Here is a 26187-nt window from a genome sequence, read left to right as displayed (position 1 = left end):
ATGGGCAGAGGGTCCGGTGTAGGAGGCCCGGAAGGCGCCCTGTCTTCCATACGTCCTGACTTCTCGACTATCTCGGCACCGTCGGCAGCGTGCGCCGACCCACATATCGCCCGACCAGATGAGACTCCAGCTCCTGGGATGATAGGCCGATGGCGGTTCCGTCTCGATCCCGGCGGGTTCCCGACACTGGGAGGCATTCCGGAGCAACGGACCGGAAACACCGCCGGAGCCGATCATGCTCGTACTCCGAGGCACCGTCGCCCGCCGATCATCCGGAGTTGGTGAGAAGCTTCGCCACCGGATATCCGCTGCGCCGGCCGGGAGCGGTTTTGGATGCGGCGGAGCCGACCGGCTACCGGTCGGCATCCGCCACGACGAAACCATCCGTGGTTTCGACCACATACCCCTGCCGTTCCAGCTCATGATAGATCCAGGCAACCGTGGTATCCGATACCCCGAGGTATTTGCCGAGTTCCCACCGCGAGGGGAACTTCTGACCTCCCACGAGCCCGCCGCCGCGGATCGCATCGATGATCAGCGGAACAAGAGTGCTACGCCAGGCACGTGGGTGCGCCACCTTTCTGATCGCCTCGCGACCGCGACCTTCGATCGCCTCACTTTCGGTGAGCTTGTCCACGAAGCCGGCGACATCGAGTACCGGGAGCGGGTCCGGGCGAATCGGCCGCCCTTCTTCACCGGCCACGACGAAACCATCGGTGGTTTCGACCACATACCGCCGCTGTTCCAACTCTCGATAGACCAAGGCGATCGTCGTATCCGATACACCGAGGAGTGTGGCGAGTTCCCCCTGCGCCGGAAGCTTCTGGCCCGCCACGAACCCGCCGCCGCGGATCGCCTCATGGATCAGAGAAACAAGAATCCGACGCCCGTAGTGCGCGGGCCCCGACTTGTTGCTCGCCTCGCGACCGTGACCTTCGATCGCCTCGCTTTCGGTGAGCTTGTCCACGAAATCAGTAGCAGACTCCGGAATCGGCAGCGGATCCGGACGAGCCGGCCGCCCTTCTTCACCGGCCACGACGAAACCGCCGGTGGTTTCGACCACATACCCCTGCCGTTTCAACTCACGATAGACCCAGATGACCGTCGTATCCGATACACCGAGGTGTTTACCGAGCTCCCACTGCGAGGGGAACTTCTGGCCTCCCACGAGCCCGCCGCCGCGGATCGCCTCGATGATCAGCGGAACAAGAGTGCTACGCCAGGCACGTGGGTGCGCCACCTTTCTGATCGCCTCGCGACCGCGACCTTCGATCGCCTCACTTTCGGTGAGCTTGTCCACGAAACCGGCGACATCGAGCACCGGAACCGGGAGCGGACGAGCCGGCTCCCCTCCTTCACCGGCCACGGCAAGGCCGTCCGTAGTGTTGACCACATACCCCTGTTGTTCCAGCTCATGGTAGATCCAGGCAACCGTCTTATCCGATACACCGAGGTGTTTGCCGAGCGGCTGCCGCGGCGGAAGCCTCCGGCCTTCCGAGAGTCCGCCGTCACGGATCGCCTCGATGATCAGAGAAACAAGAGCCCGACGTCCGTAGCGTGGGAGCTCCGACTTCGTGGTCGCCTCCCGATCGCGCTCCGTGATGACGGGGTCGGAGCTCCTGGTGATCATCCCGAGAAAGTCCGCCGGCGCGAGGGGGCGAGTCGGCACTGCTGGAAGTGGTTCCACATCAGTCGGTTCCGGCCAGCCACTCGTACTCGCCACCCTCGTGCCCTTCGGGCCCCTACTTCTTGTCAGATACAGCTCCTCGGCGAGTTTTGTATATACCCTGTCGACAGTAGACGCCGTAACCTCCGGATCGCCGGCACCGGCGGCACATACCGAACTATTCAAATATTCCGCGACGATCGCGGGCAGGGGAAACTTTTCGCCTTCGCTGAACCTGCCTTCGTGGAGCGCCCGGCGGAGGACAAAAGCGAGAGCGGTGAACCAGTCGTGCTGGACTGCCGTGTTCACCAATTCGTCGGTCGGCCGGCCTTCGGTGATCGCAATAACGAAATCCTGCGCGGAAATACTGGCCACCCCACCCGGCGGGTCCGGACGAGGCGGCCGCCCTTCCGCACCCGCCACCACAAAACCGTACGCGGTTTCGACCACATACCCCTGCTGCTCCAGATCGCGATACGCATCCGCCACCGGTGTCCCCGATATACCGAGGTGCTCGGCGACTGCGTTCCGTAACGGGAGCTTCTGATCCACCGCGAGCTCGCCGTCGTGGATCGCCACAGCGATCAGATAACCGAGAACACCACGCCAGGTGTGCTCGCCCGCCAGAGCTGCGATCGCCTCCCGACCACGACCCTCGACCTCATCGCTTTCGGTGAGCTTGTCCACGAAACCAGCAGCCTCGAGCGCCGGCAGCGGAAGCAGGTCCGGACGAGACGGCCGCCCTTGTGCACCCGCCACCACAAAACCGTACGCGGTTTCGACCACATACCCCTGCTCCTCCAGGGCACGATAGACCGCTGCGACTGTCGTATTCGCTACGCCGAGATGTGCACCGAGTTCCGTTGGGGAACTGAGATTCTCGTTCACCGAGAACCTGTCCTCGTGGATCGCGAGGCCGATCAAATAAACGAGAACGCTACGCCAGCTGTGCTTGCCCGCCAGAGCTGCGATCGCCTCCCGACCGGGTTCCGGGTTTTCGGTGTCACCGGTCCCCTGCTCCCAGGGTAAACCTTCGGCGATCGTCGTGACGAATGCCTGCGCGGAGATCGTGGCCACCCCACTCGGCGGCTCGTCCTCGACAGTCTCCTCGAACGGAATCCGCGTGACGGTGAGCGCGGCCCGGAATCGGCGCTGTGCTGCCAGTGGATCAGCGAAATCGTTGAGACTGCGGTACTGGAAGGGATGCTCGGTGGCCAGATCACGAAGGCGTTGCCGCAATTCGCTGCGCGTGAATCGCTTCAGTGCTCGCCCGTGTGCTCCGCTCCGAAGCTCCTCGGGAAGAGCATCGAGCATGCGGCGGCGAGACCTTTCGATCCCGACGTGATTCCGGATGGTCTGTACGGTGATATTGGCCAGTAGCCGGCCCATATCGGTGACGGAATCATCCCGCAGCGGAGCGGCCGCGGCGACGATATCGTCGACGATCTCGCGCATCATCTGTTCCTGCTGCGCCGCATCGAGCTCGATGACACCACGCTGCACCAGCCGGCGCACAGCCGGCCATTCCCGTCCGACCATCTCCTCGACCCACTCAGCGCGCGACGAACCCGGTTTCGCGGACGCGGCCGCGGCGCCGGGCCGCTCGGCCCTGACCTCGCCGTCGGGCGCAGCCCGCCTGCTGTTCGCGGGACCACGATTACCCCCATTGGCCTGCGCCGAGGCATCGAGGCGGCGGTCATCCGCGAAGAACACTGCCTGCTGCTCAGGGGAACTACCGAAAAGGTTTCGCGGTTTGGGAGCCCAGCCGCCACCGGTCGCCTCGACCTGCGCGAGCCACTCCACTCGGCGCTGCCCCCGGGCGAGCCTCGGGCCGCGATACCAGAGATCGCTTTCCTCGCCGAAACGCTGCGACGGGTCGGGAACACCGATGGTGCCGATCATGCCTGTACGCCGAGGTACTCTCGCGCGCCGATCGTTCACCGCCGGCGAAAAGCTTTTGCCGCCCGATATCTGCTGCGCGGCACTGCGCTGCCCGGAAGCAGCGTCGGGTCCGGCGGAGCCGGCCGGCCACGGGGAAGCGTCCACCACGACAAAACCGTCCGCGGTTTTGGCTACATATCCCTGCTGTTCGAGATCGCCATATGCCCTGGCGACTGTCATATCCTTTACACCGAGATGTTTGCGGAGTTCCGCCGGCGGTGTGAGCTTTTGGTTCACCGCGAGGTTGCCGTGGCAGATCGCATAGCTGATCAGCGAAACGAAAGTCTTACGCCAGCTGCGCGCGGCCGCCAAAGCTCCGATCGCATCGCCATCCGCACCTTCGTCGAGCCTTTCCAGGAAACCGGCGGCAGCCAGCGCCGGCAGCGGAAGCGGGCACGGACGGGACGGCCGCCCTTCCGGGCCCGCCACGACAAAACCATCCAGGATTTTGACCACATACCCCTGCTGGCCCAAGGCACGATAAATCGCTGCGACTGTCGTATCCGCTAAGCCGAGGTGTGCGCCGAGTTCGGTTGGCGACGTGAGCTTCTCGTTCACCGAGAGCTTGCCGTCGTGGATCGCCACAGCGATCAAGTGAGCGAGAACCCTACGCCAGGTGTGCTCGCCCGCCAGAGCTGCGATCGCCTCCCGACCACCACCCTCGACCTCATCGCTTTCGGCGAGCTTGTCCACGAAACCAGCAGCCTCGAGCGCCGGCAGCGGAAGCGAATCCGGACGAGACGGCCGCCCTTGCGCACCCGCCACCACGAAACCATCCAGGGCTTCGGACACATACCCCTGCTGTTCGAGATCGCGATAGGCATCCGCGACTGTCGTATCCGCTATACCGAGGTGTGCGCCGAGCCCCGACAGCAGCGGCAGCTTCTGCCCCACCGAGAGCTTGCCGTCGTGGATCGCCACAGCGATCAAGTGAGCGAGAACCCTACGCCAGGTGTGCTCGCCCGCCAGAGCTGCGATCGCCTCCCGACCACCACCCTCGACCTCATCGCTTTCGGTGAGCTTGTCCACGAAACCAGCAGCCTCGAGCGCCGGCAACGGAAGCGAATCCGGACGAGACGGCCGCCCCTCGGCACCCGCCACCACAAAACCGTACGCGGTTTCGACCACATACCCCTGCTGCTCCAGGGCACGATAGACCGCTGCGACTGTCTTATCCGCTACACCGAGGTGTGCGCCGAGTTCGGTTGGCGACGTGAGCTTCTCGTTCACCGAGAGCTTGCCGTCGTGGATCGCCACAGCGATCAAGTGAGCGAGAACCCTACGCCAGGTGTGCTCGCCCGCCAGAGCTGCGATCGCCTCCCGACCACCACCCGCGACCTCATCGCTTTCGGCGAGCTTGTCCACGAAACCAGCAGCCTCGAGCGCCGGCAGCGGAAGCGAATCCGGACGAGACGGCCGCCCTTGCGCACCCGCCACCACAAAACCATCCAGGGCTTCGGACACATACCCCTGCTGTTCGAGATCGCGATACGCATCCGCCACCGGTGTCCCCGATATACCGAGGTGCTCGGCGACTGCGTTCCGTAACGGGAGCTTCTGATTCACCACCAGCTCGCCGTCGTGGATCGCCACAGCGATCAGATAACCGAGAACACCACGCCAGGTGTGCACGCCCGCCAACGCCGCGATCGCCTCACGACCCCGACCCTCGACCGCATCGCTTTCGGTGAGCTTTCTTACGAGACCGGCAGCATCGAGCACCGGAAGCAGGAGCGGCTTCGGGCGAGGCGGCCGCCCTTTCGCACCTGCCACGACAGAACCGTACGCGGTTTCGACCACATACCCCTGCTGCTCCAGATCGCGATACGCATCCGCCACCGGCGTCACCGATATACCGAGGTGCTCGGCGACTGCGTTCCGTAACGGGAGCTTCTGATTCACCACCAGCTCGCCGTCGTGGATCGCCACAGCGATCAGATAACCGAGAACACCACGCCAGGTGTGCACGCCCGCCAACGCCGCGATCGCCTCACGACCACCACCCTCGACCACATCGCTTTCGGTGAGCTTGTCCACGAAACCAGCAGCCTCGAGCGCCGGCAGCGGAAGCGGGTCCGGACGAGACGGCCGCCCTTCCGCACCCGCCACCACAAAACCGTACGCGGTTTCGACCACGTACCCCTGCTGCTCCAGGGCACGATAAATCTCTGTAACTGTCGTACCGCTCACGCCGAGGTATTTGCCGAGCGCGGTCTGTGACGTGAGCTGCTGATTCACCGCGAGCTTACCGTCGTGAATCGCATGGCCGATCAAAGAAACGAGAGTAATACGCCAGTTGCGTGCGCCGGCAAGCGCTGCGATCACCTCACGACCACGACCCTCGACCGCATCGCTTTCGGTGAGCTTGTCCACGAAACCAGCAGCCTCGAGCGCCGGCAGCGGAAGCGGGTCCGGACGAGACGGCCGCCCTTCCGCACCCACCACAAAACCGTACGCGGTTTCGACCACATACTCCCGTTGCTCCAGATCGCGATACGCATCCGCCACCGATGTCCCCGATACACCGAGGTGCTCGGCGACTGCGTTCCGTGACGGGAGATTCTGATCCACCGCGAGCCTGCCCTCGTGGATCGCGAGGCCGATCAAATAAACGAGAACGCTACGCCAGCTGTGCTTGCCCGCCAGAGCTGCGATCGCCTCCCGACCGAGATCCGGGTTTTCGGTGTCACCGGTCCCCTGCTCCCAGGGCAAGCCTTCGGCGATCGTCGTGACGAATGCCTGCGCGGAGATCGTGGCCACCCCACTCGGCGGCTCGTCCGCGACAGTCTCCTCGAACGGAATCCGCGTGACGGTGAGCGCGGCCCGGAATCGGCGCTGTGCTGCCAGTGGATCAGCGAAATCGTTGAGACTGCGGTACTGGAAGGGATGCTCGGTGGCCAGATCACGAAGGCGTTGCCGCAATTCGCTGCGCGTGAATCGCTTCAGTGCTCGCCCGTGTGCTCCGCTCCGGAGCTCCTCGGGAAGAGCATCGAGCATGCGGCGGCGAGACTCTTCGATCCCGACATGATGCTGGATGGTCCGCCTGGTGATACCGGCCAATTTCTGGCCGATACCGGCGTCCGAGGCGTCGGAGAGCAAGGGTGCGGCCGCGGTGGCGACGTCATCGACGATCTCACCCACCAGCTGACGCTGCTGCTCCGCGTCGAGCTCGATGACACCCCGCTCCACCAACCGGCCCACGGCCGTCCGTACCCATCTGAGCACCTCTCCGGCCGGCTCGGCGCGCAACGGGCCGGGCTCCGCGGATGCGCTCGGGGTGTCGGAGCGGTCGGCCCCACCATCCGCGCTGGGCACAGACCGCGTGCTGTCCGCGGGGCGACGACGACTACCGGCGTTGGCCTGTGCCGATCGGTCGAGGCGGCGGTCATCGGCGAAGAAGATCGACTGCTGCTCGGGGGAACTGCCGCCGAAAAGATTCCTCGGCCTGCGTCGCACCGGTAGGTCGAAGATATCGGCCACGGATCGGGGGTCGTCGAACGAGGTCACCGGGCCCGGCGCCGGCCCACCGGCCCCTGGCTTCGGAGCCTGTTCCGAAGCCAGGCCGACCGCTTGTTCCACGAGAAACCATACGGAGAGGAAATGCGTGTAGACAGCCGCGTTCTTATCGAGCAACTCCTTGGAGACCAGGCCCGTGTTTCTGGTGGCCAACCAGGCCGTCGGCCATGACCTGTCGACCAGGCCGAGTGCCCCGGTCACTCCGGAAACGCGATCGTTGGCGAACAGTATGTTCGTGCCGTCGAAGGCTATCGGCGCCAATTGCAGTGGCCGATCGTCCAATTCACCGATCCGCGCCGCCACTTCCCGGAACGGGTCGGCGACATCGACCAGTCCCAGCGCTTCCACCGCGTTCCGGTGCGGCTCGAACGCCGCCCGAGCGTGCTCGATCAGTGAGCGCAGGAAACCGCGGGCACTGCGCGGAGCGCCGGGAGCCAGATCGTCCAGCACGCTCCGCGGCACCCGGGCCAACTGCCGCAGGAGCAGGTCACGGGTGTGGTGGATCTCGTCGACCATGGCGCGCAGGTCGCGGCCTTCGCGCTGGGCGCCGGGCAGCCGCCGCGTAACCAACACCAGGTTCGGGACGTCCCGGCCCTCCATCACTTCCGTCCCGCGGAAGGCATGCAGAACTCGCGGTAGCAGCTCGGGTACCAGCGGTGCCGTGACGGTCGCCAGGCGGTGCTCCTGCCCCGCGAACAACCGCAGGCCCAGCGGATCGTCACCGAGCGGGCTGTTCGAGCGGATATCCCAGCCGACCCGATAGCCGTCGCCGACGAAGGCGCCGGCCCAATGCCCGCCTTGCTCGATACCCCCCTGCAACCGTAGCGCGAGTCGAAGCAGATCGAATGCCTCGCGCGCGGGCAGCTCCGGCCGGTTGTCGTCGTCGGGCGCACCGAGATGCCGGTAGTTCGCCGCCGGTTCGGAAGCTTGTCGATAGAGCTCACCCGGCGGTGCCGCGAGTGTCTTGTCCGCGCTGATACTGCCGAAGTAATCGAATACCGCGCGGGCGTCTTGTTCCGCCATCGAACGAAGCACCCCGCGCTGCGCATCGATGACGTAGCGGGCGAACTCCCAGACATCCGTGGGCACATCATCGGGCAGGTACTGCCGCAAGGGGGCCACATCCACGGAACGCAACTGCTCGAACATCCGCTTCGCCACGGCGAGGATCTCCCGGCGCCGGTGGTAGAACTCGGCTTGATCGCCCTTCCGGCCCGGCTCCCGCCGCAGGATCATCGCGGGTGCCGATTCGGTGGTCACCGTTCCCTCCGGCAACCGGAAATCCGTCAGGACCGCGAAAACCCGCGGCGTATTCTCCACGCCGGCGCGGGTCAGCTCTCGTAACACCGCGTGTTGCGGGAATTGTTTCGGATCCACCCCTTCCACGGGTTTCACCAGCACGAGCACATATTCACCGATGAAGTAGATCCGGTTGCCGAACCCCTCCGCGGTCTCGTTGCGCGCGAGCGCCGCGTAGGCGATGGTCCGGGCGTCCTCCGGCGACATATCCACGCCGGAGTCGCCACCGAGCGGACGATATTCGCTCGCCGTCGAGACGCCGGGCGGGTTGTGCACCCGCCACCCGTGCGGATCGTCTCGGCCGGGGGTGGTCGGCGAGATCACTCGATCCGGCCGATGATCGGTCGGACCGTCGAGATCGGCGTCTACGTCGAGGTGTAGCGCGGCGGCCAGTTCCGGGCCGGGACCATCGGTATTCACCAAGGGAGGCGGATCGGCGGACCCGACCGCTCCGGGAGATTCGGACCCGGCCTCGGGCTCCCGACCGGCCGCGGGGTCACGAGGGCCCGATCGCGGCCGCCCGCCGCGAGTGCCACCACCTCCGGTGGCGTTCCACACCGCGCGAAGGCGGACATCTTCGAGCAGTTCCCTCGATCGGATCCCGTCGTCCAATGGGCGGGGCACGGTGCCATCTGCCGTGGGGGGAACTCCACCGCGTAGTCGCCGTGCTGTCATATCCGTATGATGGTTCGATCCCGTCGCCCGAACGCCCGTAAGGGGGGAGGTGGCTTCAGTCGTCGACTGCTCATCCGGGAGCGTGAACGGAGCAACAGATTTCGGCCAACGGCTTTCACGCGCCACGGCCGTACCCCACCCCGGAGCCGATGCCAGCCAGCCTTCCTCGGTGAGTTGCGCGTACGCCTGCCTGACAGTAACTGCTGAGATGCTCCGATATTCGGGGCCGACGGTACGGGCCGGACTGCTCAGGTATCCGGCGAGTTCCCTGATCGAGGGGAGTTTCCGGCCCGGACCGAGCTTGCCTTCGCGCAGTGCCTGGCGAAATGCGGTGGTGAGAGCGGCCTGCCCACTTCGAAGATCGGTTGCCGAACGTATGAGGGTGTCGGGGGTGGGGTCCCCGGTGAGTCTTTCGAGAAGTTCTCGTGCGGTGAGGGCAGTAGTGGTGGGGCGCGCAGATGCCACCCGGCCGCTCTCAGACGCCGCGATCGACCCCTCCCGCCCTATTTCGCGATAGCGCAGGGCGGCCAGCTTCGCGTCTACGCGGCCGACATTATTTTTTGATATTGCAGGGGTCAGGTCCATTGATGCCGGCCAGTCGCTCTCAGGCCGCACGAACACACCACTGCGACTCATTTCCAGATAGTGGAGAGCAGCCAGTTTCCGGTATTCACGGGCGACAATCTCGTTCGCTTTACCGAGGTGGCGGGCCAACCTCGCCGCCGGTGTCAATTTCTGGCCTCCCACGAACTTGCCGTCATAAAATGCCCGGCGAAACGCGGTGGCCAGAGCCGCGGGCCAACTTCCGAGTTCGGCCGCCGAACGGGCGAGGGCGGCGGGAGTAGGGTCCCCGCTGAGTATCGTCAAAAGCTGTGATGCGGTGAGGGAATGAGGAGGCTCAGCTGGGGACTCCGACGATTCATCAACCGGAAGCTCCGGCGATGCATCAACCGGAAGCTCCGGCGAATGATCAGCTGGGGGCTGCTGCCGATGATTCGGTTTCTTCCTACCTTTCGGACTCGCCACAGTGGTGCCCTGCCCCTGGACGACGATCAGATACAGTTCCTCGGCAAGTCGAGCATATACCCGGGTGACTGTGTACTTCGCAATGCCCAAGTGCCGGGCCATTATCGAGGCTGATGTCAGTTGCTGACCTTCCACCAACTTGCCATCATCCAGTGCCCGGCGCAGCGCGGTGACCAGAGCCGCGTGCCAACTCCCGAGTTCGGCCGCCGAACGGGCGAGGGTGGCGGGGGTGGGATCCCCGGTGAGTATCTCCAGGAGCTCCGATGCGGTGAGGACCATGGTGATCGGGTCCATCGACGTCGGCCGGTCACTCTCGGGGCCTACGATCGCGCCACCCTCTATCCTCTCCAGATAGTGGAGGGCATCCAGTTCATCGTAAACGTAGGCAACTGTCCTCTGCGATAGGCCGAGAAATTGCGCTAGTGGCACGATCGGGGTCAGCTGTTGGCCTTCGACGAACTTACCGTCGTGAAGCGCGCGGCGAAATGCGGTGGTGAGGGCTTTGTGCCAACTCCGGAGTTCGGTTCTTGCACGGATAAGGGTGCCGGGAGTGCTGTCGCCGGTGAGTATTTCGAGAAGTTCTGCTGGATCGAGCGGAGTGGATGACGCCACGCGTTTCAGCCGACCGCTCGGCCTCGCCACGGTTCTGTTTCGCCGTACGGCCGCTGAAGGAGGGCCCGCCTCGCTGAGTTTCTGGTACGCCGTTCTGACATCCCATTCCGAAACCTGCGGGTGTTCGGCACCGACGGTACGGATCGCACTGTTCAGGTATTCGACGAGCTGCGCGATGGAGGGAAGTTTTCGGCCTTCGCCGAACTTGCCGGCATGATACGCCTGGTAGAGGGCAATGGTTAGAGCCTCGGACCAGCCGTGCTGGACTGCCTTGTTCACCAGCTTGTCGACCGGTCGGCCCCCGGTGATCGCACTGACCAATTCCGGTGGGGAAATCGATGAGCCATCGTTGGCCTCATCGGCCAAAATCTGCGCGATGGTGAGCGCGGCTCGATATCGGCGCTGCGCTGCCAGTGGGTCAGTGGAGTCGAAGAGACTGCGGTACCGGGAGGGATACTCGGTAGCAAGGTCACGGATGCGTTGCCATAATTCGCCTCGCGGAAGGCGTTGCAGCACTTGTCCGGGTGCTTCACTACGAAGATGGTCGGGAAGGGCATCGAGCATACGTCGGCGATACCGCTCGATATCGACATGGTGCTGAATAGTTTTTCCGGTGATATTGGCCAGCTTCTGACCGAAACCGGCGGCGGAAGTATCGATCAGCAGCGGCGCGGCGGCGGTGACGATATCGTCGACGATTTCGCGCACCAGCCGGCGCTGCTCGGCCGTGTCGAGCGCGACGACACCACGTTCCACCAGCCGGCCCACAGTCACCCGTACGCGCTCGACCACCTCCGCGAACAAAGCATCGGGCAGCGGGCCGGGTTTCGCGGAGGTGATCGGGGTGTCGGGTCGATCCGCCCTACTATCGTCTCCGGACGCAGCCCGCTCGCTCTTCGCGGTACGACCACCACTGGCCGCATTGGCCTGTGCTGATGGATCGAGGCCCGGGTCGTCGGCGAAGAAGACTGCCTGCTGCTCGGGCGAACTGCCACCGGAAGGATTCCTCGGCCTGCGTCGCATCGGAAGATCGAAGATATCGGCCACGGAGCGGGGGTCGTCGAACGAGGTCACCGGGCCCGGTGCCGGCCCACCGGCGCCTCTGGCCGGCCGTCGGGTAGCGCCGCGCGGCCGGCGATCACGAACGGCCAGGGGCCGCCGGTAGCGGGCGGGACCATCGGCTGCCGCGGCGCGGTGGGCCTCGGGGTCGGTGAGCCGGGAGCCGACCCGGCGGTGCCGCCAGGTCGGGTTCCGAGGGCTCGGCCGGTGCGGGGCGCGGGGCACCTCGGCGCCACGGCCCACCGCGATCAGAGCGAAGTGGCCCAGCGGCTCGGTGGGGATTCCGGCAACGGGGTCGATGTACTGGAAGTATTGGCGATGGCTGCGCAGCGGAGTGGCGAACCGTGGCATATCCGGGAACTGCGACTGCATCCGGACCGCGCCGAAGAGCTCCGCCGCCGGATCCATCCCCTGGCCGCGGCCGGCGATCCTGCCGGGCAGCCCCGGTATATCCGATCCCAGCCAGGTCACCGGATCCTCGTTGTGCGCGGCGGTGTACACCTCCTCGACCCGGAACTCATCCGCGTGCCGCAGCGCTCCCACACCGGGAGAACCCAGAACGGTGACCGATCGGACCACGGATCTCGACCCGCCCGCATCGACGAATCGATCGTCCGATGCGGCCCATGCCGACGTGGTGGAGCCGTAGCTGTGAGCGAAGAGCCGATTCAGCGGTACCGGAGAACCGCCGGGGAGTTCACTGCGCAGCCGGCGAGTCGTATCGAGGCCCCAGAGGTCTCGCACCAGCAACCGGCCGCCCTCGATCGCCGATCGGGGCGAGATGGTTTCGACCATCATCTTCCCGCCACTGGGCGCGTCGTAGCCGAGCCACGCCATCGAGAAGATCCCGAGATCCGGATCCAGTCTCGCCGCCGCGCTGTAGAGGTTCCACGAATTGGTCAACCGGCTGTTCAAACGTTGCAGTGTGGTGGTGATCCCGGGAACCTGCCATAACGTGACCTCGGCGGTATCGGCATCACCGAAGCCGACCAGAGCGCGTCCGGATCCTCTGAATGCCGCTGCTTCATAAGCGATGACCTGTACGGCGGGGGCGCGCACGACGGGTTCCATCGACCGTGCTCTGAGCTCCGCTTTCCCCAAGGCGTGGTGAGTGTAGACCAGGTTGCGCAGATGCAGCCGTTCCTCGGGATCGAGCTGTGTTTTGATCCATTGCTCGATATCGGCGCCTTCGGGGCACCTGGCGCGGTAGGCCGCCAGATCGCGGGCGATCGACAACCGATTGACCCGATCCCGTACCGCGAAAGGAATACCGTCGGCGTTTCCCAGCTCGGGGACCACCCGCCACACGGTCTCTGCCTGTTCCGGAGTCAGCTGATGCCACCACCGGAAGTTCGTCTCCGTTCGCTGCACCGACCGCTCTCGCACCTCGTCATCGGTATATTCGCCGTGTACCAGATCGGCCGGAGAAAGTACCGGGCTCCCGCCACCGAACGCACTGCGGGCGAACTCTTTTTCGGCATACGTCGGCTCTGATACCCCGGGCAGGATCCCCGCGTGAAGATGCCGATAGCTGCCGGGCAACCCGGGGACGGAACGGAAGTCTCGTCTGCCGGAACCGTCGTCGATCATCGCGAAGCTGGCGGCGATATCCTGCGCGGTCACCACCTGGGTTACCCGCGAGGAGTGCCGGCGCGGTTTTCTCCGGCGCCGACCGCTGTCCGCTTCGGCCACCGCCGAGGGATGATCGGCGCCGGTATGCTCCGGCAGCGGTGCCGGGTCCGAATCGACCGGGTGAGCGACGGGGGCCGGTATGCGCTGCTCGGTCACGGGCTCGACCGGATCGAGAACCGGAACGGTTTCGTACGCCGAGATACCGGCGAACACCATCAGTGACAGTGAGGGAGCGCCGGTGTCCGGATCGGCGGAAAGGTAACGTCCGAGCACCGATTTCTTGGGATCGCGTGCCGGGAGCACGCTGATCTGCCGTCCACCGAATTTCTTGCCCACACCACGGCGGAAAACTCGGCGGACGCCCGTGCTCCGCACGAAAGACCGGCGCGCCCGCGTGTACACGATATTCACTTCCGCGACACCGAACTCCGCCGCGTCCGCGACCCGCAGATCGCCGCGTGGATCGGATAACGTCACTGTGGTGACCTCGCCGCTCAACCTTCCCTGTGCGCCGGCCGCGCCCACTATGGCCGCGCTGGTGCCGTAGGCGAAAATATGAATCATGGGTGCCGGAGCGCCCTCCGGCAGCTGAGCCGCGTATGCGCGACCCGCGTTGAAACCCGCGATACCTGCCACGATCTGCCACCCGCGCTGCTGCTTCTCGAGTGCCGCGCCGCGGAACGCGATATACCGGTGAGAGATCTTGGAAGCTGTCCGGATGCCCCCGGCCCGCTTGGTAGTCGCCTCGTAATGGTCGCCTACGCGGGTCATATGGTCGGCGCTGTACGATAGATCGTCGTCGTACACCACATGCTCGGAAATCGAGGTCGCGGTATCGAAATCGCCGAACCCGAGTTCGAATCCGGTGTCGTGATAGGCCAGGAGCCGCACCGGCGGTGGCTCGATATTCGGACGCATCGCCTTCGCCCGAAGATGCGCCTCCGCCAGAGCCTTACGTATATCGAGGATGCGGCGTAGCCGCTGCGGTTCCCCGGGCCCGAACTCGGGATTGACAGTCTGTCCGAGCCCGAGCCGCTCGGGGCTGCGGGCGATGAAGTCCGCGAGGTCCCGATCGAGTTTCCGCCGGTTGGCGGCATCTCTGGCCGCCGCCGGGATACCGGCGACATTGCCGATCTCGTTGTAGACGTGTATCAGCGCTTCTCGCCGGATTCCGTCGAGCGAATGCCACCATTCGGCAACGGCGGTCGCTCGCTCACGGGCCAGTGCGACGACATCCCCGCCGGGCCGGTCCTCGGGAAACAGATCCGCCACGGTCGCACCCGGCGCGAACCCGCGCAGCGCGTCCTCGGCGTATGCCATATCGATATCGGTGATGGGGCCGCCGGTGAGCGCGGTCTCCAGCAGCTGCCGATCCGGCTCGTCCGCCGTATACGGGCCGGCGATCCGGCCTTCCGCCGCGGCCTCGATCGTGCTCGGCTCGCCGGATAGGTGGGCGACGGGGTCGGTCGGTGTCCGCGAGGAGCCGTCGTCGCGGGGCGCTTGCCGGAGGTCGGCCGCCTGCCCGGCGCCGGTTTCGCTTTCGGCCGAGCTCGCCGATGCTCGCGCTTGCCGCTCCGGCGTTTCCGTATCGGCCCGCGCTGCTGGGGCGAGGTGGTCGTGGTCCTCGGCGGGCAGCGTTTCCTCGGCGGTGCCCGCCCCCGACCGGGTCGGTTCCTCGGGCTCGGCGAACCGGACATTCACCACCGTGAATGCGCCACGGGAGCGGAGTTCGGCCACCGAGAGCTCGCTGTCGCTCCCCTCGAGCTGCAAGAACCGGACGCGGGTGTACCCGTACTCCCGCGCCATCTTTCCCGTGAAAGTGTTGTTGAGCGCCGCGTCCTCGAGGGATAGCGACGGGTCACGAACAAGCGCCTCGTTGAAGCTGACGATATTGCTGTCCAAAGCGCGCCCGGACTCGGATTCGGCCTCGTCGATGTACCAGTAACCGTCGATTTCCTCGACCGGGAGCGGAGCACTGTCCATCATCTCGTGAAACATCACCCGGCCGCGGGGAGTCCCGGGCCCGGCCCGAACGGTCCAGAAGAGGACGCCTTCCTCGATCTCGGCATGAATGCCGAGCCGCTGGGTCCCGTAGTTGTTCTGGTACAGGGCGGCTTGCTCGTCGAGTAGGACACTCCACCGGCCGCCGCGCTCGGTATGTGGCTCTACCGTGGTCTCGCCGGTATCGGACCCGTCAGGTGTGGGCTCTTGGGGCTCATGTTGCGGGCGATCACCGCGAGCGGCACCACCGCCGGTAGCGTTCAACACCGCGCGGAGGCCGAAATCCTCGAGCAAATCCTTCCGATGGAGCGCATCGGACCACGGGCGGGCCGCGGTGCCGTCGATCGTGGGCGGGACACCACGCCGTGGCGCCGACCGGCGAAGCATCGCCTGCTGCGGCCCTTCACTGGTTACCGTGTCCGGCCGACCGGCGGCCGAGGGCGGGCGGTCGGCGCCGGCCGGTGTGATGGTTTCGCGTCCATCGGCCGGCGCATCGGGCGCGGTGTAGGACGCATCCCCGTCGAATGGCTGTCGCCCGGACGGCTCCATCTCTCCTTCTCCAGGAGGGGACGTGGGAATACTGTCCAGGTCGATAACCCCATATCGCAACGCTTCCACTACGACAGCGGTACGATCACCGACTCCGAACTTACGATGCAGAAGAGCCAGTCTCTCTTTGACTGTTACCGTCGACAGGCCCAGATGCAACGCGATTCGGCGGTTACTCAGGCCCACGCCGACCAGTAGAAGCACTTCCCTTTCCCGAGGCGATATCCGGACCGATCGCGGCGGCAGCGGAATCTCGTTCAGGTCGAGGTAGCCCATGCGCAGAGCTCGGGCGACCGCTTCGGTTCCGCCCCGAGCACCCAGTGCGCGAGCGATTTCGATGATTCGATCTACCGGCTGGCCTCCGGCGAACCGGCCGAGACGTTCGATTTCCTCCTCGGTGGGCTCACGAGTCGGCGCGGAGGACGCGATCGGTAGGGCGTCCAGTTCGAGAACCCCGACCTGTAGCGCCCGAACGAATGCCGCTGTCGGAGTGCTGGCACCGAGGATCTGGACCGAATTCGTGACGCTGGTGGACACGATATTGGTCGAGAGCCCGGTGGCCGTCGCGATCGTCTTATATTTGTCGTATACGGCAAGTAGCCCGAGGATCCGTCTCTCGCGGTCGCTCAGCGAGTAGGTGGACGCGGGGTCAGGCTCCGGTATATCAGCCAGGCGGATGGTTTCTCGGCGCAGCGCTTGAACGACGGCGTGGGTTCGGTCGACCGCCCCCGATTCGCGCAGAATACGCGACAAGGCGCTGCGCACGAAGCCTACGCCCTTATCGAGCAGCTGCGCAATTTCTTCATTCGTCTTACTCCCTGCGATCAGGACGAGAATTTCACGATCAATCGCGGGATCGTGCCGGCTCCCGTTCCCCGGACGCCTGTCGAGCGCTGGAGAGACGCCGCCTCGTGGGGACGATCGACGCGGCTCCGGCTGCCGCGGCTTTTCACCCGTTACTCTGGTCTCATGGTTGGTGGATAGGGACAGGCAGCCGTCCTCGGCCAGAGTGCGATACGCCCACCCAACAGTTTGACTCGATATACCGAGACGTGCTCCGAGCTCCGTAGCCAGTGGTAACAGTTCGCCCTTTTCGAATTTTCCATCGGTGAACGCTCGACGCAGGGCAGAGGTGAGCCTATTACGCCAACTGGTCCCGTCCGCTCGAAGCATGAGAGACTCCGGTGACGGAACCCCGGTAAGTCTGATGAAGAACTCTTCTGGAGTGAGTCTGATCGCGTTCCGAATACTCCAGCTCTTCGGCCATTGCTCATTGCCTGTTACGACATAGTCTTCATTTTCGAATGTCAGGTATCCGACCTCGGCCAGGGCGCGGTACACCCTGTTCACGACCTGCCACCTCACGCCTGCATAGGTGGCGAAACCCATGCGTGACGGGAGCCGATCACCCTGCTCGAGTTTCCCGTCGAGAATCGCCTCGTACAGCGCGACGATCAGAACACGATACGGGTCACCACCCGAATCCGGATCGATGAGAGAACCCGGCGACGAATCCCCGGTGAACTCGGCAACCAACTCCGCGGGACTGAACCCGAGAAGGTTCCGAATACTCCTGTTCTTCGGCCACAGCTCCTCGCCTGCTACGACATGGGCCTCATTCTCGGACGTCAGGTACCCGACCTCGACCAGTGTGCGGTACACCCGGTACACAACACGCCGTTGCACACCGGCATAGGTGGCGAAACCCATGCGTGACGGGAGCCGATCACCCTGCTCGAGTTTCCTGTCGAGAATCGCCTGATGCAGCGCGACGATCAGAACACGATACGGGTCACCACCCGAATCCGGATCGATGAGAGAACCCGGCGACGAATCCCCGGTGAACTCGGCAACCAACTCCGCGGGAGCGAATCCGATCACACCCCGGATACTCCTGTTCTTCGGCCACAGCTCCTCGCCTGTAACGACATAGTCCTCATTCTCGGACGTCAGGTACCCGACCTCGACCAGTGTGCGGTACGCCCTGTCCACGACTTGCCACGACACGTCGACATAGGTGGCGAAACCCTCGCGTGACGGAAGCCGATCACCCTGCTCGAGTTTCCCGTCGAGAATCGCCTGATGCAGCGCGACGATCAGAACACGATACGGGTCACCACCCGAATCCGGACCGATGAGAGAACCCGGCGAAGAATCCCCGATGAGCTCGGCAACCAACTCCGCGGGACTGAACCCGAGAAGGTTCCGAATACTCCTGTTCTTCGGCCACAGCTCCTCGCCTGCTACGACATAGTCCTCATTCTCGGACGCCAAGTACCCGACCTCGACCAGCGTGCGGTACACCCGGTACACAGCGCGTCTCGACATACCGACATAGTCGGCGAAAACCGTGCGTAACGGGAGCCGATCACCCTGCTGGAGTTTCCCGTCGAGAATCGCCTGATGCAGCGCGACGATCAGAACACGATACGGGTCACCACCCGAATCCGGACCGACGAGAGAACCCGGCGAAGGATCCCCGGTGAGCTCGGCAACCAACTCCGCGGGAGCGAATCCGAGCGCGTCCCCGATACTCCAATTCTCCGGCCACAGCTCCTCCCCTGTAACGAAGTAATTATTATGTTCGGACGCCAAGTACCCGGCCCTGACCAGGGTGCGGTACACCCGGCGCACGAGGTACCGCGACACACCGGCATAGGCGGCTAAATCCGTACGCAGCGGGAGCCGATCACCCTGCTGGAGTTTCCCGTCGAGAATCGCCTGATGCAGCGCAACGACCAGAACACGATACGGCCTGTCGCCCGAGCCCGGGTCGACGAGAGAACCCGGCGACGGATCCCCGGTAAGCGCGGCAACCAACTCCGCGGGAGCGAATCCGAGCGCACCCCGGATACTCCCGTTCTCCGGCCACAGCTCCTCCCCTGTAACGAAGTAATTATTATGTTCGGACGCCAAGTACCCGGCCCTGACCAGGGTGCGGTACACCCGGCGCACGAGGTACCGCGACACACCGGCATAGGCGGCTAAATCCGTACGCAGCGGGAGCCGATCACCCTGCTGGAGTTTCCCGTCGAGAATCGCCTGATGCAGCGCAACGACCAGACCACGATACGGCCTGTCGCCCGAGCCCGGATCGACGAGAGAACCCGGCGAAGAATCCCCGGTAAGCGCGGCAACCAACTCCGCAGGAGCAAATCCGATCGCACCCCGGATACTCCAATTCTCCGGCCACAGCTCCTCGCCTGCTACGACATAGTCCTCATCCTCGGACGCCAGGTATCCGGCCTCGACCAGCGTGCGGTACACCCTGTCCACGACTTGCCACGACACACCGACATAGGTGGCGAAACCCTCGCGTGACGGAATCCGATCACCCTGCTCGAGTTTCCCGTCGAGAATCGCCTGATGCAGCGCGACGATCAGAACACGATACGGCCACTCACCCGACTGCCGATCGCCGAGAGAACCCGGCGAAGAATCCCCGGTAAGCGCGGCAACCAACTCCGCGGGACTGAACCCGATCACGTTCCGAATACCCCGATTGACCGGCCACAGCTCCTCCCCTGTAACGAAATAACGCACCCCTTTGAGCATCAGGTATCCGAGTTCGGTCAGCGTGCGGTACACCCGGTACACGAGGTACCGCGACACACCGGTATAGGCGGCTAAATCCGTACGCAGCGGGAGCCGATCACCCTGCTGGAGTTTCCCGTCGAGAATCGCCTGATGCAGCGCAACGACCAGAACACGATACGGCCTGTCGCCCGAGCCCGGATCGACGAGAGAACCCGGCGAAGAATCCCCGGTAAGCGCGGCAACCAACTCCGCAGGAGCAAATCCGATCGCACCCCGGATACTCCAATTCTCCGGCCACAGCTCCTCGCCTGCTACGACATAGTCCTCATCCTCGGACGCCAGGTATCCGGCCTCGACCAGCGTGCGGTACACCCTGTTCACGACTTGCCACGACACACCGACATAGTCGGCGAAAACCCTGCGTAACGGGAGCCGATCACCCTGCTCGAGTTTCCCGTCGAGAATCGCCTGATGCAGCGCAACGATCAGAACACGATACGGGTCACCACCCGAATCCGGACCGACGAGAGAACCCGGCGAAGAATCCCCGGTAAGCGCGGCAACCAACTCCGCGGGAGCGAAACCGAGCGCACCCCGGATACTCCTGTTCTCCGGCCACAGCTCCTCCCCTGCTACGAAATAGCGCCCCTTTTCGAACGTCAGGTACCCGATCCCGACCAGTATGCGATACACCCGAGCCGTGACTTGCTGCGACACACCGACATAGGTTGCGAAATGCGCGAATGCAGGGAGCTGATCGCCCCGTTCGAGTTTCCCGTCGAGAATCGCCTGATGCAGCGCGACGATCAGAACACGGGACGGCCACTCACCCGACTGCGGATCGATGAGAGAACGCGGCGACGGATCCCCGGTAAGCGCGGCAACCAACTCCGCGGGAGCGAAACCGAGCGCACCCCGGATACTCCTGTTCTCCGGCCACAGCTCCTCGCCTGCTACGACATAGTCCTCATTCTCGAACGTCAGATACCCGACCTCGGTCAGCGTGTGGTACACCCGTTCCACAACTTGCCACGGCACTTCGATGTAGGTGGCGAAATCCACAAAGGACGGGAGCCGATCACTCTGCTCGAGTTTCCCGTCGCGAATTGCCCGATGCAGTCTCGCGATCAGAACACGATATGAGTCACCACCCGAATCCGGATCGACAAGAGAACCCGGCGAAGGATCCCCGGTAAGCGCGGCAACCAACTTTGCGGAAGTGAATCCGATCGCGTCCCGGATACTCCAATTCTCCGGCCACAGCTCCTCGCCTGCTATGATATAGTCCTCATTCTCGAGCGTCAGATACCCGATTTCGGCCAGCGTGTGGAATACCCGGTCCACGACGCGCCTCGGCACGCCGGCATAGGCGGAAAAATACCTGGATGACGGGAGCCGAGTATTTTCCTCCAACTTCCCGTCGAGTATCGCCTGATGCAGCGCGACGATCAGCACACGATACAAGTCACCGCCCGACTCCGGCCCGCCGAGAGAACCCGGCGAAGGATCCCCGGTAAGCGCGGCAACCAACTCTTCAGGAAGGAGCGTGGCTGCGATCGGAGGGGGGGTCCACGTCGATGACCGCTGTTCATCGTTCGCCACCGTGACACCCTGACCGGCGCGGACTCTCAGGTAGCCGGCGATGTGCAGGGTGAAGTACACCCGTACGACGGTATTGTCCGTGACATACAGGTATTCGGCGAGATCCTGGGGCTCTGGAAGCCTTTGGCCGCCTTCGAATTCACCGGCCAGAAACTTTCGGTGAAACGCACCGAGGAGAACATAGTACGGGTGCACCTGTGACGAGGGATCGAGGAGGGAATCCGGTGAGGGGGCACCGGCGAGCTTGGTGACGACCTCCGCGGACCGGAGTTTGCCCGGGGTACTGGGCTCGGCGGCTCGTTCTGCGAGGGAAAACGCGATCGGCATCGCCGGTTGGCCGGAGTCGTCGGGCCAGTTCTCATCACTTGCCACAGTGGTGCCGCCACCGTGGTGGGTCTCCAGATAGCCCTCGTTGGCCAGCTTCCGGTACACCCGCTCGACGATTCGGGGCGATATTTCCAAGTAATCGGCGAGTACCCCGGCCGGTGTGAGCTGTTGGCCCACTTCGAGTTCGCGGGTGCGGATCGCCCAACGAATGCCGATGGTGAGGGTGGGTTGCCAGCGGTACCGGCGTGCCGCTCTTCTGAGATCGTCGAGAACGCGTACTCCGGGAATCCTGGTGACGAGATGCTCGGGAGGGAGGAAGGAGCGACGCAACAGCAGCCCGTTCCGGTAGGCCGCCTTACGGATGGCGCGGGCGGTTGCCGCGGTGAGCACCGGTTGTCGACTCAGAATCACCTTGACCGTCGAAAGGTGGACCCCTGCTTCGTCGGCCACGGCCGCGTGGGTGACCCTCCGGCCCGTATACCCCATCTCCGCGGCCACTCCGATAATCCACCCCCTGACCTCGTCGGCCACTGCGCCCTTCCTGCTACCGAGGACTCTGTAGGCCGTTCCCCTGCGGACCCCCGCGGCACGCGCCACGTCCGGTATGGTTACCTGCTCCCGCCACCCCAGCCGGTCGGCCGCTTCGCTGACTTTCGCGAACGCCTCATCGGACACCGCGGACCGGCCCTCGAGCACCATTTCGACGAGCCGGCGATCGACCCCGGCATCAGCGGCTACCCTGTTGAGAGCCACCTCCCGGTCGTCGGCGGATCGTGCGGTGTCGAGTGGGGCGTTGTCCTCGTCGTCGGGCACCTCAGGAAGGTGGCGAGCGATCATACGCAGACCCGCGCTCACCAAGGTTTCGACCTTACGGACGGAAATACCCATTTCGGCCGCGACTTGCTCGTTACGGAGGTCGTGGTAGAAGCGCAGTTCCAGGCTTCGTGCCTGCTCGGGGTGCGTTTGCCGCAACGCATTCGACAATTGCTGCCTGGTGGCTCGGGCGATCCGGCGGCTACCACGGTCGGACACGGTGGTCTCATCGAGATCGCCGTACTCCGCCGCGAGCCGAGTCCGCACCCGGACGAATCGGAGATAGCTCTTGGCATGGGCAGTGGCGATATCGTGGAACCAACGGCCGGGCATTTCCACGGAGATTTCGGCTGCCCGGCGCTGCGCGTAGGCGAAGACCTCGTCGACGAGTGCGGCGGTCGCGGAGCTGTCGTGCACCATGGTCACGACAACTCTTCGCACCGCTTCCTGGTACAGCTTGCGCAGCTCGGCGAAAACGGTGACATCTCCGTCACGGGCAGCGACCGCCAACGCCTTCGGTGAGGACAGCGAACCGCGGTCCGCCCGAGACCCCGCGCCGCTCTGCCTCCGAGGGGTGCGATCGCTCGCCGGGGTAGCACCGGGTTCGGGTCGATGTCGCCCGCCGCCGGTGGCACCGCCGCCGGTCACGTTCAAAAAGGCCCGGAGGCCGAAATCCTCGCGGAGTTCGTGCTTCCGGATTCCGTCGTCCCACGGGCGGGCGAAGGCACCGTCTGGTGTGGGAACGGCGCCAGTGGTTCTGCCGACGAACCTTTGTGTGGTTCTAGCCGGCGCCGGATCGGCCCATGGGGCGGTACCGTCTTCCTGCCGCGCAGCCCCCGGTGCTTCATCGAACCGGCCGGTTGTCGGGGAGCTTCCAGCGGTGTCACCGCGGGAATCGTCGGAGACACCATCGGTGGCCCGCTGGGCATCGGCGGGTTCTCCCGCGCCGGTAGCGATCTCGGTCGAACTCTCCGGTGTCCGCGCTTGCCGGGTGCGCGTTTCCTGCTCTTCGGCCGGCAGCTTTTCCTGCGGGTTTTCCGGCACGGCGGCCACGGCGAGAACGACCCCGTCGCGCATATGCCAGCTGCCGCGGATCACCTCCACCGGCGGGCCGAAGAAGGTGAGATCGGCGGCCGGTAGCCGGGCCTCGAACGCCTGCCCGGGTAGGTCGACCGAGACCTGGATCAGCTTCTCGTCGATCTCCGGCAGCTCCGGGACCAGCGCCGACGCGGCTTCGACCACCGCGTCCTTGATCGCGCGCAGCAACTTGACGAGGCGCACTCCGTCGCGTACCAGCGCCTCGCCGCCGGCCTGGAGTGCCCACGCCCATTCGGCCTCGCCGAGGAACGACGGCACTCCGTAGAAGCCCCCACTGTACGGCGTGTTCTCTATAGCGCCGAGACCGAGAGCGCGGAACAGGGTGGTGGGTGCCGCGATGCCCGCCGCGTAGTTGTCCAGCGCGAATTCCATGGTGACGGCACCGGTCACACCGGGCGGCCACGGCAGCGGTCGCGGGAAGGGGGGACGCTGCCGGTATTGGAATTCGGGCGCCTGCTCCACCGAGATGCCGAGCCGATGCAATGCCATCCGACCACAGAGGAACCCCGGATCCTCGGCGCCCAGGTTCCGCACCACTGCCGCGCCTAGGAGTTCATAAGCGGCCACACCCTCCGGCAGCAGCGGGTGGATCAGGGACTCCCCGAACTCCAGCCTGATCTCCCGGCCGTCCGCGCCCTGCACGAACTCGGCGCTGTCGGCGACGCCTGCCACCGAGAGCCGCTCCGCCGCGGCCGACCCCGGACCGTTGTCGAGCACTTCGACGACGAGCTGCCGAATACCTACCGTGCTCCCTGTGATCCGGGCGGCGACCCGCACCTGACCGCTGCTATCGGTCAGCGATCGTGCGACCAGCTCCGTGACCGCTGTCCGCGCGGTATCCATCTGCTGATCGCTGCGCCATGCCCTGCGGGCCATCCAATCGGCCAGATCGCTGCCCGCATACGCTGCCGCCGCGTTCTTCTCGGCGGCGGACAGCCTGGGACCGGCCACCCCGCGCGGCCCCACCGCGATATCGAACTGCGGTGGGAGGGTCCGCCGGCCGGGGTGCGCGATCATCGCGTTATCGTCAGGACCCGGTTCGAAGAACCGGTCGACCCATGCGGTGTCGTCCGGACCCACCCGCAGGTACCAGAACTCGCTGTCCGCGCCGCCCGGAACCACCGGCGACCGTCCCACATGACTCACCAAGGTGTCGGGATCGAAGGTGAGCAGCTGGATTTCGGCCCCCGGGCCCTCGCGGAGTTCGGCTTCCCGCAGCCCCGCCCAGAGGGACAGCGCGTACTCCAACTGCTGCCGCTGCCCCGCGTCGAGGTCTTCATACGGGCGTGAACGCAGATCCTGCACCAGCATCCGGAGAACTCGCTCGTTCGCGGCGGAAGCATACGGGGCCGGCAGCACCTCGAAAGAACCCGCTTCGCGCGGATGCACCCGGACTATCGCCGCTTTTTCGTCCGCACTCAGACGCGCCCACCAATCCTGGATCTGCAGGCGCACACTCGGAACGGAACGGGTATCGGACTTCCGGGTCAACCAGCTCGCCGACGCATCCGGCGCCGCTTCGGCCAACGCCTGCCGGGCCAGTGCCTCGTCCTCGGGAGAAGGCGGGTCGATCGGGCCGGGCTGCGCCGGACGGGTGGCTGCGGCGGCAGCTGAACTCGGCTTCCCATAGCGCGGCTCCGGTGTGAGCTCACGGCCGCTGCCGGGCACGTGACTCCCGTCCGGTTCCTCGCTCCGGCCCGCTGAATGCGGATCACCCGGCGGGTGGTGGAACCAGGTCGCGGGGCCACCCAGTCCCGCGAAACCGGGTCCACCGGCGAAGATGTTTCGTAGCCGCCGGGCCGCGGGGCCGCCCTCGGTCACTTCGTCGCCAGGATGGAAGGCCACCGGATCGGGCCCCGAAGCGGTGCCCCCGGTCCGGAACCGTCCGGCCGGCCGATCTCCGGAGGCCGCCGACGCTCCGTTCGGATCGTTCGCCACCTGCTGCGCTGCGCGGCGGCGTCTGCGTTCGGTCTCCGCGCGCGCCGATCTCACCTGTTGCGCATGAAGGATCCGTTCCGCCTCTTCGGGGTGCAGGCCGTGCAATGCGGCCGAACGGGCTTCCGCGAACGCTTCGCCGAAATCGGGGCTGCCGTCGGCCCGCAAGCTGTATCCGGAGAACACCACCTGCAGCCAGCTCAGCATCTGGCCGAGATCGTCGGGGAGGCTGCTCGCGGCGAACAGCCTCACCAGTTCCGGTAGCGCCTTGCTCCACTCGTCGGCTTGATGCCGCTTCCGCTCCTCGGCTCCCACCAGACCGGTGGTGCCCGATGTGAGCGCTCGGGCCGAGTACCGCTGGGACACATGTCCGAGTTCGTGCGCGAAAATGGCGCGCCAAGCCGAACCGCGCGTCCGTGGGTGGAGACCGGCGGCAACGGCGATTCGGTGCAATATTTCGAGATTCGCCCTGTTGATCGCCCACCTCTCACTCAATGTGAGTACCAAGCCGTCGGATACGGCAGACACGGTGGCATAGGCGGCGGATTGGTCCGGCACCACACGGAATTCGACGAGATCGGTGCCGCCGGCTTCGTCGAAGTGACGTATCGTTTCCTCGACGAGTTCCAGAACCGTCTCCAGGTCTATCTCGACCATCAAGAGATCCGTGTAGCGCAGTGGGCGACCCAGATACGCTTCGAGCCGCTGTAGTGCCTCGAGCTTCGCTCGATGGTCTGCCCGTTCCCGGTCGGTGACCGGGGCGCGGAAGGCGTAGTCGCTGTCGAAATCGACTTCCTCGGCGAGATCCACAAGAAGTTCGTAGAGAACGCGTGCTCCCTCGGACACCTCATCGTCCGGGCCGGTGCCGTACCCGGCCATTTCTCGATACACACTGGTGA

Annotated in this window: 1 protein-coding gene (cut by a window edge); it reads right to left on the bottom strand. The window is 65.1% G+C overall.

Going from position 1 to position 26187, the window contains the following annotated elements; all coding sequences use genetic code 11:
* Nucleotides 1-352 precede the first annotated feature (352 nt).
* Nucleotides 353-26187, bottom strand: the 3' end of a protein-coding gene (locus ACYR7D_RS09940) for a GntR family transcriptional regulator (protein WP_459549312.1). The gene runs 63538 nt beyond the window's last position; 25835 of the gene's 89373 nt are visible here — the last part of the coding sequence; the start codon falls outside the window, past its right edge; the stop codon is at nucleotides 353-355.

It is taken from the genome of Nocardia sp. X0981 (assembly GCF_977089955.1).
The sequence above is the reverse complement of the archived record's forward strand: the minus strand, read 5'-3'. Positions and strand labels throughout refer to the sequence as shown.